A 16,243-nucleotide genomic window follows, 5' to 3' on the forward strand; every position below is an offset into this window, starting at 1 on the left:
TCCTGTCATTATCCTGTCATATTCTTCAGCGTATCTTCAATACGCTGAATCTGCGTCTCGCTGTCCTCATACCAATCCAGCAGCCATAAATTCAGAATGTTCCATCCCATTTTCTGCAGAACATTCTTCTGCAGAAGATTTCTGTCCCGCACAGTATCCTGAAGTGCAGAGGCATCATCATCAAACATAATTCCCAGACAATATTCGTCTGTTTTCTCCGGATGATGCACCGCCACATCAATCCGGAATTTTCCTGTTCCAATATTTATATCTGCTTTCCAGCCTTTTTCCCTCAATTTTTCTGCAATTTGTCGATTAATTGTTTCTTTTTCCTTCGATGCCGAACCAGGTTGACAATCCAAAACTGCCGCCCCCTGCTTGGCATACTCAAGAAAAGCTTTCAAATCTCTCAACCCTCTGGCACTGTGCTCTGTTGTCCGCATGGCAGATGGTTCAAAGGATGTATAAACCAACAGTTCCTGTCTGGCTCTTGTCACTGCCACATTCAGACGTCTGTGTCCGCCTTCCTGATTCACCGGTCCGAAATTCATGCTCATATGCCCCTCTTCATCCGGTCCGTAACCAAGGGAAAAAATAATCACATCCCGCTCATCACCCTGAATATTTTCAAGATTTTTGATGAACAATGGCGGATTCATCCCGGAAACTGCTTCATGGAAGGCCGGATTCTGGTCCATTCTTTCCTGCAGCCGATCATTGATCAATCCTCTCTGCTGAATATTCAAGGTCATCACACCGATGGACTGAGCTTTTCCGGCCATGATACGCCGCTCAAGTTCATCCACAACAGCTTTTGCCTCTGCTTCATTGGTTCTTGTCCCGGCACGATCATAAATACCACCTACATTGATAAACTGAACAGCTGAAACAGATGCATCCACCGACGGAAATGTTCTGAGTTCACTGTCATAATAATAGGTATTGGAAAACGTGATCAGGCTCTCATGGGCTGAGCGGTAATGCCAGCTCAGATAACACTGCGGCATATTCAGCGCCAATGCATCGTCAAGAATGCTCTCCAGATCATCCATTTCAATATCCTCTCCGGCACTTTTCTTTTTGAAGAAATTGGTCGGCGGCATCTGCTGTTCATCCCCGGCAATAACCACACTTTTCCCTCTGGCAATGGCGCCCACCGCTTCACAGGTCGGAAGCTGGGAAGCTTCATCCATGATCACCAGATCAAACTTTGGAAAATCCGGAGCAATAAACTGAGCCACAGAAGCCGGACTCATAAGCATACACGGTGCCAGCAGTTGTACAGCCTCAGGCATTTTGGAGAAGAGCTGTCGAATCGTCATTTTTGACCCGGCACCCATAATGGCTTTCTTAAGAATACTCAGGTCTTTGGAATCGCTGCCATCCATGCGGTCCGGCAGCCGCTCCAGTAATCTTGCACGGATTTCCTGACGGCTCATTTCCTCAAAATCCTCGCTGAGTTTACGGTACTTCTCGATGATCTGTTCATAAGCCAAACCGCTGAAATACTGAAGCTGCGGCTCTTTTTCAATCGTCCGTTTCACGTAAGTGCCTGCCCACCCCTTATAAAAAGCAGGAATCATCTCTTCTGCCTGCAGCCCCTGTTCAATGGCTGCCACAACCGCAGACAGGCCCATGGCCTGCGCCTGCCGGCTTTCTTTTCGATAGCTGCACCATGCATCCAAATCCTGGTAATTGGCCTGCCAGTTTTTAAGCATTCCTTCCCATGCATCACTGAGCATAATTTCTGAAATATTGTCTTTCCGACCGTCATGATCATAGTCTGCCATCTGCATGATATTTTCTGTACACTGTTTCAAACCCAGATACTGATTGGCAATTTTTTTATAAAACAAACGGTCTGAACGAAATGTCTCATCCGGAGCCAATGCTTCCTCTTCAATATAGTTCTGCAAAATACCGTAACTTTCTTCATCAATGGCCAGTGTATCCAACCGGTCCATCACCAGCTTCATTCTTCTGTCGGCTTTCTGCCACAATGTCCAGTCAATTTTACTTCCGTTTTTCAACACTTCCGTTTCAAGTGCAGATAATTTACCCACATCATGATACTGTTCCTGCAATGCCATAAGCTGTTCCAACTGTTCAGGCAAATTCTCCGCTGTAACCTGTTCCGGGTCTTTGGCATATTTCCTCAACATTCTCAAAACACCTGAACGCTGCATACGCGCCAATCTGCCATCGCCATTTCCGGCTATCTGCAGTTTTTTCTTCTCATACGCCAAATCCTCAGAGAAAATTTCCCTGTCGTAAAGACTGTCAACGGTTCTCAAAACTTCCTGTATAGCCGCAGTCTTCTCATATGCCTGCTCAATATCTTCAAAAGAATGATCTTTATCCAGAAGTTCTGCCATATATTCCGGATAGATCACTGCATGAGACAAAATATCTGCCAGTGAAATATACACTTTGAAGTTCACGGTGTCACAGTCAGCAATCCCAACCTTCTGCTTCATGCCGGCCACATCTTCGCGAAGATGCGCCATACAACTGAACCACTGCTGCATTTCCTGACGCAGCTGCTGTTTCTCATGCCGTTTAAATTCTTTTGTACGAATCTGCTGCAGCGGATGCCGGGACGGAATTGTACCAAGAGAAGCCACGGTATGTTTCAGAATTTCCAATTGCCGTTCCCAGTCCGCCAGGTCTTCCTCCGATGCAAGCATTGCCGTCGGAATATCGAAATGAACGCTGTCCGGTGCATCCTGATATTTTTCAAGGATTCTCATTAACTCATACAGCGATTTGCCACACTTTGCAGGGATATGCAGTCTCTCAATCAATGTCCGGATCATTTTGCGTTTCTCCATCAACTGATCTGCAGTCCGTGCATACAACGGCACATTTTTCTCATCCGCCAGTTTCAGTGTCTTTGCGAACTGATTCAGCACATGAGATTTGCTGGCTTTTTTGGCATGCAGTTCCAGACAAAACGGTCCAAGTCCGATGTCCTGGAGCCGACTCTGAACAACTTCCAACGCCGGCATTTTCTTGGCAAGAAACAATACCGTTTTCCCCTGATAAAGGGCATTGGCAATCATATTGGTAATCGTCTGGGATTTGCCGGTTCCGGGCGGTCCATGCATCACAAAGCTTTCTCCCCGGGAGGCTGCTTCAATAGCAGTCAACTGAGAGCCATCTGCGCTGACCGGTGTCACCAACTCGTCCGGTCGAATTTCCCTGTCAAGCTGTGCCCTGCTCATAAAAACATGCTCCGGTTTCCACAGCAGATGACCATTCATCAAACTGCCCACCAATGGCTGCGCTGCAAATTGATCACCATGGTCATGCAAATCCTTCCACAGCATATACTGTCCAAAGGAAAAGATGCCGATCATGGCTCTCTCTTCCACATCCCAGCCCTTTTTCAGTTTTATTGCTTCCCGTACTGTCTTAAACAGAGCCTTATACGCTGTTTTTCCTTCATCATCCATCGGCACCGTATCCAGATGCGTCAAATCGATGCCATATTTCTGTTTGAGCATCTCAAACAGTGTAATATTCATCTGCCACTCATCATCCCGGATCGTCAATGTATAATCCGTATCCGCACGCCCACGCTCAAGGGACACCGGCATCAATACCAGTGGTGCATAACGGTCCGCCGTTTCATCTTTCTGACGCCATTTCAGAAAACCAACCGCCAGATACAGAACATTTGCGCCGCTTTCTTCCATAAAGGTATGGGCCTGACGATATAAATATTTCACATAGGAAGCATAGGTCTCCCGATTCAAAAATACACGAATACGCCCGCTGTGCAGTTCACCTGCTGTCAGAGATTGAAACTGCTGACTCAACCGGTTCTGTTCATCCGGCTCTGTCACCTGTTTTCTTTTCAATGCCAGTTCATCCGGTGCTTCAAGGATTCGGAAGCATCTGCCCTCCTGAAGACCTGCTGTCAAAGCAGCCATCTGAGGCATCGTTCCCATCACCGGCAGCTGTTTACCTTTAAAGGAAGTACTCAGCAAAGTGTTTCGAAGTGTCATATCCAGAATCTTGCGTTCCCAATAATCCATCTTCGTCATTGTATGATCTTCTTCAGGAAGAATATCCAGATCATCCTCTTCATAAAAAGCATCACTATCCACCGCTTCTGTTCCCTGCCCCGGCAGTTTTCCACCATTTTCCTCAGACATATCATCATGAATTTCTTTCAGCGGCATCGGCCGGATACCGCCCTGTCGGGCCCGCTTAATATCCACCACATATTCAAATCTGGCAAAGTGTTTATCCGTACAATTCATCGCCGATGTAAAGGATGTATTGCCGGCATAGTTGTCCATCAGTGTACATTCCACCATGGCCAGTTCTCCCAGTTTATTGTAAGAACGGCTTTCTACACTGGCCCGGTCATCAATAACAGTCTTTTCAAAGGAAGCATCTTTCAGCCAGCATCCCGCAACTGCATGTCCATGCAGGATCATCACCAGGGGATTCAGACTGGCTGCTTCCAGACAGGACGCATACAAAACAGCCATATCAATGCAGCATCCCAGCTTATTCGCCAATGTAAATCCCGGCATACGTACACGCTGGCCACGATCCCAGTTAGCCGGCGGATAACAGTAACTGATCTGTTCTTCCTGAATGACTTCAAAAATGACCTGCATCTGACGCAGCACTTCCTGTTTACTGCCATATCCGCTGAATGCAATCCCCTCCTGAACGCCCAGGCGCTTGCCTGCCTTTGCAAGAATTTCCAATACTCTTCGGTCATTTGGTGTCACAAAAGCCGCAAGCAGTTCCGGATGATCATTGGACAACCACTGGTCATAGGGCAGCACTGTTAAGGGAAACGCCTCTTTGTAAACGGCCTCACTCTGACCATCCGCCGGCATCAGTTCCACGATAATATTGCCTTCCAGTTTCTCATTGTAGCTCAGCAGTTTTTCAGGATTAATTACCAGATTCGGTTCATTGATATCTGCACGTTCACCAGCCTTGATCTCATCGATATGACCGATCCATGATTCCGCAAAATCCGGGACAAAAGACAGTTTAATCTGAAGCCCGCGTACCGTCTCTTCCCCGTCATTGAAAATTTTTATTTTCCATATCTTATCCAGATCATTCAAATGACGAATATAGTTTAATTTCTTATCATAGGTCATCTCCACTCTGAATTTATAAACCATCTTCATCCTCCCCTTCGTCATCCCAATTGTCAAAAATCGTATTTTTTCCGCTGTCTCTGCCACGACGCATCCGGGCTCTTTCATCTTTAGCCGTTTTTTTCATAATTGCTTCGCTCATGCTGGTATCTGCTGTCTCACTATTATCATCAACTTTCACGGTATCATCATCTTCTTCAATCTCATAGTCCTCTTCGATATCATCGTCCTCTTCAATATCATCGTCAGCTTCGATATCATCATCTGCTTCCCATGTATCATCATCCGCCTCCACAGTATCATCATCTTCTTCAATACTGTCATCAAAATCAGCTTTATCCAGATCAGCTTTTACAATTTTATACATTTTTCCGGCGCCTTTGCCCAATCCCCTGCCGGTGTTGCGAACTGTTTTTTTCAACATACCGCAGATCATAAAGCATATTGTTTTAAATTTATTATCCGCCTGTCTGTTCTGCTCCGTCACATTGATAAAAGAAACAGTCATCAAAAGCCCGACCATAGCAAAACAAACCAGCATAGAAGTCGTACCCACCGCAATAAATGGCAAAGTAATACCTGTTAACGGAAAAACCCCCAGATTGCCGCCGATAATAAACATCGCCTGCACAAATAACATCAGCGTCAGGCCCATGGCCACCCCATGATGAAAAGATGTCGTCTCAAGACTTCTCTGAATACGGGTTCCCTCACGAAGCAAAATCATATTCAACAGAATCACAAAAAATCCCATAGCAAATCCAAAGAAGCTGACCATCGACGCGAAAATCATATCAGATTCCATAACGGCGATATACATAAATTCATGACTGCCCGAACCGGTCAGACCGCCAATCTGCATAGCTCTGGACGCCTGATTGGTCTGATAAACAGCATCTGTCTTATTCATGTCTCTGACACCCAGAAATTTCTCCTGCAGATCCTTTGGAAGCATCGGAAGAACAAAACGCTGCACACATTTATTGTATAAACTCAGAACAGCCCCTTTCACCTTATGGACAAGGCCATGACCTGTCTCATCATATAATATTTCCGCTGTATTGCCCCAGAAATCATCGTGGCAAAAAGTCTGTAAGTAGGCACTTCGGAAATCCGAATTTCCTACCAGTACTGTCAATACCTCCTCCGGCACCTTATCACCTGTCAGTTGCCCACTGGCTGCTTCAAACGCCGCTTTCTCAGCATTATTCATATCTTCCAGAACTTTTTCTGCCAACTGACGTGTCATTTCAACACCGGAGACACGATTGCCCTCATCATCTGTCACTTCTTTCAGCTCACCAGCAAACATTTTGGTAAATGATGCTGCCGGTGCTTTCGCCAAAGCTTCCTGGTAAATGCCGGAACCAACAGATAAAAGAACAATTATAGCCGTTGCCCCTGCCAGCAGGACACCGCCGAGCCACCATAACTTATTTGGAAAAATAAACAGGAAAATCAGAAAAACAATGCCCATCACAATCAGCGTACCGAACTCGGAAATAATCCCTAGGCACACAATATTGCCGCACATATACAAAACAGCCAGACCGGCGCGTATGAAGCTTTGTCTCCTGCTCATCTGCTGTTTGCTCAACAGACCTGCAATGACAAAGACAAAGAGAATTTTGACAAATTCTGTCAGCTGAATGCCATGAAACCATGCTCTGACACCGCCAACAGACTGACCGGCCACCAACAGTAATCCATAAATAGCAAATGTAAGTACAGCCATACCTAAAACGGCAAAATCATTGCTGAGTATCTTATGAAAACGTGGATAAATCACCAGGACGGCCAAAATTGCCAGAAAGCCAAGAATATAATCCGTATTTACAGACTTATAATCCATCTTTATCGCCTGCCCGGCTTCCCTGAGTTCATCTGCATGATAATAATAGACTTCCTGACAGGCATGGATCAGATTACCCACCGTTGCCAACATAAATACGGCCATCAGAAATCTCTTATTAGCCCCCAGCTGCTCTGCAGCCACAAGCAGAACAACGGCAGACAACATCAGCCAGAATTCAATATTGCCAAACTCGTTTAGAGCCCCCTTTCCGGCTGCCTCAAAAGCACAGAACAAACTGAACAGCAGAAATAAGAGCAGCTCTTTATAATTTTTCACCCATTCACTCATCTTCCGTTTAGCACTCATTGTGTATCTCCCCTTTCCAGGATACCCTGCAGTTCCTGAATCATTTCTTCATCTTTGAGTCTGAATTTGACCTCCACACGTCTGGATTTCGTCAGATTCACTTTACCGTCCGCATCATAAACCGGATTACTGAAAGAGCGTCCATTGGCTGTAATGACTGAACGCAGTTGTTCTTTCTGCTCTTTGCTCAGGCTGCTGTCAGAAAGACAATACTCCACAACAGATAATGCCCTGTCCTGACTGAGCCCCAGATTATACATATAGCCGGAATCCGTGTCTGTATGGCCTTCAATAATAATCTCGGCGATATCATCTTTAAATTCACTGCTGAACAAAACACCTATATAAATCGGCAGGAAACGATCCAGAAATTGGATACCTTCGCCCTTTAATTCGGATTTACTTCGGTCATATAAAATACTGGCGTCAAAAACAATGGCTCCTGTCTGCTGATCGATATTAATGGCAATCTCCTCTTTTGAAAATTCCTGATTCAATGCCTCTATAATCTCCTGCTTAACACCGATAATCTTGTCGATTTCTGCCTGTTTCTCCTCCAGTTCCTCCTTTAATTTCAAATACTCATCTGCCTGCTTTTCAAGAAGATCCTGTCTGGCCAGCAGTTCTTCATTCTGTTCTGCCAGTTTTTCCTTGTAATCATTCAATGCCACGATGGCCACTGCGATGACCAGTACAAAAATCAACAGAAGTGCTGCCATCATATCTGAATAACTCTGCCAGTAACTGACATTCTCTTCCTTTTTTACATGATCTCTTCTCCGCATAGTTATCTTTTACTCTCTCCTCTTATATCCAGGTGCACGATCTCACTTACATTTTACAGGATTCTCTGACTACTTTCTTCCCCATCTGGACCAAAATGGCTGACTTCTCTCTTCTTCCAGCTGAAGCAGTCTTTCCTGGAAAGCTTTCTGCTCTCTGATCCAGGCTTCCATCTTCTCGTTCAATACTTTGCTCCATTTTTCCTCATCCTGCTGCAGCCCTTTTGACGGCAGTTGGATTTTGCCGGTACCTGCACTCTGGATATTTTCAATATTCTGTGCACTTTCCTGCTGAAGTTTCTGCATAGTGGTCATATAACCGGACAGCATATCCTTGATACCATCAAGCTGAAGCGGATCCTCTTCGCGCTCAGCGATGATTTGAGCTGCCTTTGTAAATTCAGTCAGGCTGTCACTCAACTGCTGCTGATTAAGATTGATCTGTTCACATGTCTGATCCAGATGTGCTTCATGTTCCGCCATGGTTTTTAGAAGTTCATTCTGTTCAACGGCCATTTCCTTCATCACCTTCTGCTGGGTATCCGTCATTTTCTGAACATCTTCCGACCACTGGGTCATATTTTCAATCACTTTTGCAGAATCCTGGGAAGTTTGCGTCAGAAGCGGAATATAACCGCTCAACTGTTCCAGAATAATACTGGCATGTTCATTGATCTGAGAAGTATCCTTACTTGTCTTGACAATCTGCTTAATCAGCCGCTGCAGCTCAACACTCATTGTCTTCTGCGCCTGGCTTAACTCATCGACACTTTCACCCAGTGCCTTCACATGACTGTTCAGGGCCCCGCCCATCCTGTCAACAAAGGCATCTACAATCTTCTCCAGGGAATTGGCCTGTTCCTTATGAAAATCCAGCATCATGGAATCCAGGGACTGAATGATCCTGTCAAATACCGGTGTCAATGTCTCTGACATCTGATATCCCAGACGTTCACCGAGGCGCACATCCAGAAGTTCTTTGATTTCCTGCATCAATGCATTGTTCTCTGCCTGACGGCTGTCCATACGTTCGGCCATCGCTTTCTGTGAAACCGGTTCTAAGGCACTATTGAAAGCATCATAAAAATGATTCAGCCCCTGTGTCAGTCCTGTTGTGATTCTTCTGAAAATGATATTATAAAGAATAGATAAGGTAACACCATAAATTGATGTATAGAAAGCCACATTCAGACCGCCTACCAGTGCTTCAACAGAAGATGTCATCTGATCTGCATTGGAAAAATCAAAACTGCGAAGTCCTAATACCAGTCCCAGAAAAGTTCCCAGAATACCTAATGCAGTTAAAATACCGGCCACCTGCGTACACACATTGTAATTACAGGATTCCAGAAGTTCACTCTCAAAAATATAGTCCTCCACATCGCAATCCATCCCGTCTGAACTCTTCCAGCTCTCCTGAAGCCGCATCCAGTCTCCTTCTGTTTCCGGGTATGTAAAGTGCATGCTCTCCATCAAAGAAAGATAGGCTTCATTTCCCTGCGTTCCTTTCGCTTCTGCCTCTGAAAAAGTCTCTGTAATCCCCTTCAAATCCTTCGTTATGCGGCAGATTTTGCTGAGTCCGTGCCTGTCCACAATCAAAATGAGCAGGCCCATAACTGCCAGAAAGGCATAGTTGATCAGCATACTATGACCGAATCCACCCAAAAAGGCTGTCGCCGCACACAAGATAATCCACACTGCATAAAGAATATTTTTGTTCCCTGATTTTTTCATAACATGTCTCCTCGTTTTTATTTTTTATAAATTTAAGCCTTTTTCAATCTATATCATTACTATACATCTTTTTCCCTCACGACTTCGTCCCAATATCGTTCATTTTCGAATAAACGTTAAATTAACGTAACTGTTCAGAGCTAACCTCCAAAATGCTACGCATTTTATACCTGTTTTTTGAACAAAAAAATCGACAGTTTTTGACGACTGTCGATTTTTTTCTGTATGATACGACTTATTTAATTTTTATGCTTTTCTATCTCCCGGATTTTTTCACTCTGCCACTCTTTCACCTTCTGTTTCTCTTCGGAAACAGACTGTTCGTAAAAAGTCGGAAAATCAATCATGGCTGTATAAAGACAGAACACCTGATAATATCCGGCATCTTCCAAAATGTCATCATACATCGCCTGTTCTCGTTCTGTCAGTACCTGATGGGCTCCAACCTTTTCCGCAATTGTATATATCTCTTCCAATACCTGCTGATCTAACATGATATGCCTCCTTATCTCCCAATTGTATAGGCGATTGCCTCGGTCGCTGCACGCTTCGCATCTTCATCCGAATCTGCTGCATTCATAATCTCAGAAACGACCTTTACCATGATTTTCTTATTTAATCTGGCCACCCAGTTTTTGGTGTTGCTCTGCTCATACAGACTGGTCAGTATCACCTCACCCAGTTTTTCATATAACTGGCCGGTTTTATCATCCTTAAAAGGCTTTTCCAGTTTATCGCAATACGGCTTTCCGAAAGTCACACGAATCATCCGAACAGCCGAATTAAACATTCTGACAAAAAGATCCGATAGCCGGAACATCGTCTTTCCCTGCATATGCTCCCAGGCCCATCCATCCGCAGAATTGCATCGAGTTTCTCCCAGCACAACCGGCAGCATTTTCGAGTAGCACAGGAAAATAATATGAAACGGATTGGCGTCTGAATTCATCACTGCCTTTGCATAATAATCAATCAGCACTTCTCCGGCACTTGGTATCTGATTGTTATATCCGTTTTCGATATAAATATCCTCAGGCACAGGATCTACTTCACTGTTTCTTTTGCGTTTCTTAATATGATCAAATGCTTTTTTCTGATACATTCCCCGGGCATAATCCGAAAACATCACTGTCTTCCGGACATCTTCCTTGTTTTTATAATTAAAGAAAACATTGTTGTTTTCCTGCAGAAAACTCTCACGTCCCCGCATAATTACATCTTCGTAGTCCTCTCTGGTATTGTATGGTGAGTTATTCAAAACCGCCCAGATAGCCTTTGATGAATAGTTTTCCACTGCTGCTATCAATTGACCGTACGCTTCACTGCCCTGATCAAAGTGCTTCTCATTGCATTCATACAGTTGCTGAATCTCAGCTTTTTCCTTATTGCGCTTTCCCCATCTTTCTTCCTGTTCATCCATTTTATTGCTGCTCATTTCTTCATCCCTCCTGTTGTCAAAATGACCTTATCATTGCACCGCTTCAGGAAACATCCCTTTGATTTCCTCTAAAACACCATTTTGGTATAACTTACCGCGGCTTTTCAGTTTATGAATATGCATAAAAGACTCATTCCAGCAGGCATCGGCCTTTTCCTGCTGCTCCAGAAGGACATATATTCTGCCAAGATAAAAACAGGCTTTATACAACGCTTCATGGACTGCCATTTGTTCGCCGCCTGTAAATGCCAGAAGTTCTCTCAACTCTGTCAGACTCTCCTCATAAAGTCCTGCTGCCTTTTCATAACAATCGCTATCACCTGCCATTGTCTTCCCTTTCTCAGCAAGGCTTTGTGCATATTTCGTCCGCATACTTGCCCTTTGAAATACATAACCAAAATTCACACGATTGCCCTTTGGCCGCAACATTCCATATGCATCCGGATATTGTGCGTTGCTTTCATCACAGATGGTGTTGATTTCCTGATACAGAGACGCTAATTCGTCCATTGCTCCATATTTACATAAAAGTCCTGCATAATTCAACAACGACTGCATATAATTTTCCGCATTTTCCGCAAAATCCAGATACATCAACTGTCTTCTTGCCTCTATAGACCGATGGCTCCACACAGAAGCCTCCGCTAATGGGTAGTGCCATTTGCTCATCAAAGCTGCCATATTATTGGAAAAAGTACCCATGGCCGACAAAACTTTTGCATTCTTCTCCGGCATGCCGGATACAATCTCATAAGCCCGAGCCAAATCCCTTTCTCCACCCTCTGCATCGGATAGAGTAATTCCCTTATGATAAGCTCTGTTATTATAGCAATACGCATAATTTAACCAATCCACTTTCTGCTTGTCTGCTTCCAGACGCCCATAGATTTGAATCGCACCGGAGGTCATGCCGATATCCAGAAGGACCCCCTGATAACCATGATTCCTGCCGTCTACTTTTCCTTCAAACTGATAAATGGCACCGGCAAAAGCATTCGTATATACAACCGCTTTTTGTGCTTCTGCAGCCCATTCTTCCACATACTTCATGATATTGCCATACAGGTAAATGGCCCCTTCATTCTTATATAAATCTGCTGAAGCACCATTATCCAGTTCCTTGCTGCCCTGTACAAGTATCATTTGAATCCAGTCCGACAATTGTGCCTGCATCACATCCGCATAATTTTCCCGCAAATGCTGTCTGAATGTTTCATTGGCCAAACGGATTTTTGTGCCGGTTTCTGTGCGTTTCAAATCGAGCAGACACCCCAGTTCATACATAATCGTCAACATTTCCATTGGCATTTCTCTGTATCCCATCAGAAAAGTAATCTGACTCAGGGAAAGCGGTGTATACGCATTAACAATCAATGTCAGAAACTGTATTGTCTTTTTAAACACTTTTTCACCATAAATCACCTGAAGCTTCTGAAGAAATAAACTGAGTCTATATTCATTGTCCATTTCCAACAAATCTTTAATACTGATCTCCATTCCCATCAGACTGACAAACAGCTTCAAGCCGACATAATTTCTGCCTGTCCGGTTGATAATCGCCTCTACTTGATCATACGCTGTGGAAGGCAGTATTTTTTTCAGATATCTTTGAAGATTCTCCTCGTGCTCTGTGCTTTTTCTGTCCACAGTATAGCTTTCTGTCAAACTTAAATGTTCTATCCTTTGACTGACAAACTGACTCAACGGTTCCTCCTCACCGGTTCTGCAGGTCAATAATATATAGACATTCTCTGCCAGCTGCTGCGGTGCCGGAATATAGTCAAAGATTGTATGTCCCGTTTCCAAAATCCGGTCGGCAGTGATCTCATCCAGACCATCAATCACCAGCAAAAGTTTTTCCTTAAACTGCATTTTATCATAAATTTCCTGATAAAATCCCAGATAATCTGACATTTGCTGTGCCGGATTTTTACCCGTCAACGACAATGTACGCAACTCCTTCTCACTGCCTTCAATATTCTTTTGTGCATCTCTGTTTTTAGAAAATAAGGCCGTATTGCAGACTGCGACAAAATCATTGGTACTGCGAAATTCCAGACGGTTACAATAATAACATCGTACCACCACATCCATCCATTCGTCCCGGCTGTCATCACCATGAATCAACTGATCAATGCTGCTGACAAAAGCGGTTTTCCCCATGCCTCGTTCCATCTTCAACATAAAGACGCCGCGGTCATAATCATTCAGGCAATGCGCCAGCCACCCATCCAGATTATCCATCGATGTGAAATTCTCCGCAAGATTCAGCTCGTTCAGATATTGATTATCTGATGAAAAAACAACATCTGAAACCGAATTTTCCGGCAAATATTTCCCTTCTCCTGTTAATTCGCGATATTTTTTTAAGAAGAACTCTGACTGCACGACAATTTTTCTTCCCTTCACATAATCCAGGGCATCTATCACAAGACGCCAGGAATTCATACTATCAAAGAAATATATGTCTCCTTCCTGAACAAATATGTATGGACGCAGATCAAAGATCAACTGACTAAAGGATGCCTCCAGCGTCTGTCCTTCAAAACTGCACACCGTTATTTCGTCCCATTTAGGGAGCGAATACCCTTTCAGCTTTTTTCCACCCAGCATGATGTTCAATTCTGTATAAAAACTTTCCGTTTCCATGCAATGTTTGTTGATGGCTGTCGAATACTTTTTGAAATCTTCTGCGTACTGCATAATATCTCCGGCCACAGCACCGTGACCAATCCTTGTATTACGCCAGTTCACAACACCGGTGCGATTATATAACTGCAAAATACTCCTCAGTACCTGATAAAGCGGTTTTGCCGCCTCATCCTTCTGCAGGATTTTGCGCAGATCATTCCCATAAGCTGCCCACTGGCCAAGACTCAACGGATGTGCAATCAATGTCTCAAGACAGCGCTTTCCTTCCTCCGGCTCCCTTTTGCTTTCGATATAAGCCGTACCAACAAGTATCGGGAACTTAAGAAGGACTTCCAGCACATCCTTCATTTCAAAAAACGCGCCAAAGAGCTGGCCTTTTTCCAACAATTCATAAAAACGATGATATTCATGTGCGATAAAAAACGGGAACTGTGTTTCCACACATTTTTTGATTTCTGACTGATTGTCGATATAGGCCATAATTCTGTCTTTGTTCATCTTTTGTTTTCTCCTTTATTCGCCGACATTCCGATCAAGCGCTTTTCTTTTGCTCCGCCAGTATCTGACCGCTGAATCTTTGCATACAACCAACGCCACAAAGCCAATCAACACAACAATAACAAGAATGATAGGATATGCGATATTTTCCCGACACAAATTCATCAGACTGCCTGCTTCTTTAATTTCATTGAGAAATCCAATGCCATCCGCAAAGGCAGATAAAATGGCCAGCAGCGACAGAACAGCAACACCCACAGATAATTTATCTTCTTCCTGTTGTCTTTGCAGCAGCTCCGCATTTTCCTTCTCCTGCCTGCGCTGTTCCTCCTGGGTTTCCAGCAATTCCTCCAGGAAATCAACACCGGCTGTCAGACTCTGTATTTCTTCCCTCAAACGCAGATTTTTCTTGGCAAACTGATAAAAATCGTTTTGCGTCTGCATCTGACTGACAGAAGTATGTACGCTCTTTAATAAAAAAGTGTTGATTTCTGCCTGTATTTCTTTCAGTTTTAAGTTATAAGCTTCCGGTGCCTTCAGATAGTCCTTCGCATCTGCCGACAGTTCATACTCGATTTTTTCCGAAAAATGAATGAGTGAATAGAGCTGATACAGCAGCAATATGTAAATCATAAAATAATCTCTTCGTACGTTATCTGAAAGATTTGTCTTTAAATAATGCCGATTCTCCTCATTTTTGTACACATAACATCCGCATCCGCTATTGGATACATACCAATAGGCATCTTTAAATGGCTGATAAACATATTCTGACACATCCGGTGAACGCAGAAAATTCTTATTATGCCCTGCTGTCAGAAAATCCGCTCTGTCCAGGAGCATCTGCTTGCGCTGTCCTTCATCTGACTGTGCCTCTGCTTCCTGTTCAAAGGAAAAATAATTGTACAGCAGCGCCCGCCGCGGTCCATTTGTTTCACTCTGCCCTTTTTTGCCCCTTTTACTCTTAATCCCTTCCATCATACAGAAAGAAATTCCACAGCCCAGTACCTGCAATTTCTCATTCATCCACTGCGGAATTGAAAAACTCTCTATTTCCCTGAAACTGATATATGCTTTTACCTCTGACTCGTTCTGTTCCAGTCTGGTCAGGCAAAAATCAATCCGCTCATTTTCTTTCTTCTCCAATACAGGCGTCTCGGTGTGCTTCTCAAAATCCGCACACAGATAAACATTTTTACCTGAAAGCGCCGGCACACGATGATAAACTTCAATTAGTTGCCCGGTTATTGGTGCTTTCTCTTCTCTTATCTGAAGTATCGGCTGTTTTCCCTCTTCTTTTCCGCTGTTTTCTTCTTTCAAATTTGGATGATCCGAAACAATAAAACTTTTTTTGCCTGCCACACGATAAATAAAATGCTCACGTTTATTTAATCCAAAGGTCTGCAGTTGATCTTCATATTCAATCAGTGTATCTACAGGCAGTTCTGTATCTTTGAAATCTATCTCATACCAGAATAAACCGATTCCGGTCCGGAATAAGTAAATACCACTATTTGAAATGGACGCATATCTCGCCTCATTCTCTCTCAATTTGAGCCATAAATTAATTTTAGCTGATTGTCTGTTCTGTCTCCAGACTCCACCCTGTTTCTCTTTTTCACCTTTTGCATAATTAACCGTCTGGTAAATATGTCGATAAACATATCGGCAGGCCACTTGTCCCGGTTCCCATTCATCTGAGGCCTCAGACAATTTCCTGCAAACCTCTTCATATGCCCCATCAAAATAAAAAGGCACAATATAGCGCATCATCCGATCTCCGGCCATTTTTCTTTCCTCTTTCTCATATGCGTCTGTTGATTGAAGACGCTCTTATTTTTCA

General features: G+C 43.8%; 8 protein-coding genes. All 8 read right to left on the bottom strand.

Annotated elements, in window-relative coordinates; genetic code table 11:
* Nucleotides 1-8: 8 nt before the first annotated feature.
* Nucleotides 9-5,159, bottom strand: a complete 5,151-nt coding sequence (gene proA, locus NBH03_RS11680) for an anti-phage protein ProA (protein ID WP_250799685.1) — start codon at nt 5,157-5,159, stop codon at nt 9-11.
* A complete protein-coding gene (locus NBH03_RS11685; protein ID WP_250799686.1) occupies nt 5,149-7,296 on the bottom strand; it encodes an FtsW/RodA/SpoVE family cell cycle protein in 2,148 nt (715 codons plus the stop codon). The genes proA and NBH03_RS11685 overlap by 11 nt, the downstream gene beginning before the upstream one ends.
* On the bottom strand, nt 7,293-8,081 hold the full coding sequence (locus NBH03_RS11690) for an OmpA family protein (RefSeq protein WP_215690253.1): 789 nt from the start codon (nt 8,079-8,081) through the stop codon (nt 7,293-7,295). The genes NBH03_RS11685 and NBH03_RS11690 overlap by 4 nt, the downstream gene beginning before the upstream one ends.
* Nucleotides 8,082-8,150: 69 nt before the next feature.
* Nucleotides 8,151-9,812 carry an anti-phage protein ZorA-like protein gene (locus tag NBH03_RS11695; protein ID WP_250799687.1) on the bottom strand — a complete coding sequence of 554 codons (1,662 nt, stop codon included), beginning with the start codon at nt 9,810-9,812 and terminating at the stop codon, nt 8,151-8,153.
* 239 nt (nt 9,813-10,051) lie between these two features.
* Nucleotides 10,052-10,306 carry a hypothetical protein gene (locus NBH03_RS11700; protein WP_215690251.1) on the bottom strand — a complete coding sequence of 85 codons (255 nt, stop codon included), beginning with the start codon at nt 10,304-10,306 and terminating at the stop codon, nt 10,052-10,054.
* An 11-nt stretch (nt 10,307-10,317) separates the two neighbouring features.
* A complete protein-coding gene (locus NBH03_RS11705; protein ID WP_250799688.1) occupies nt 10,318-11,247 on the bottom strand; it encodes a hypothetical protein in 930 nt (309 codons plus the stop codon).
* Nucleotides 11,248-11,280: 33 nt separating this feature from the next.
* Nucleotides 11,281-14,400 carry a P-loop domain-containing protein gene (locus tag NBH03_RS11710; protein ID WP_250799689.1) on the bottom strand — a complete coding sequence of 1,040 codons (3,120 nt, stop codon included), beginning with the start codon at nt 14,398-14,400 and terminating at the stop codon, nt 11,281-11,283.
* Between the two features lie 15 nt (nt 14,401-14,415).
* The gene (locus NBH03_RS11715) at nt 14,416-16,188 is read right to left on the bottom strand and encodes a hypothetical protein (RefSeq protein WP_250799690.1); all 1,773 of its coding nucleotides are present in this window, start codon (nt 16,186-16,188) and stop codon (nt 14,416-14,418) included.
* Nucleotides 16,189-16,243: the final 55 nt, after the last annotated feature.

The sequence above is a fragment of the Coprococcus intestinalis genome, assembly GCF_023656595.1.
Classification (GTDB): Bacteria; Bacillota; Clostridia; order Lachnospirales; family Lachnospiraceae; genus Coprococcus_A; species Coprococcus_A intestinihominis.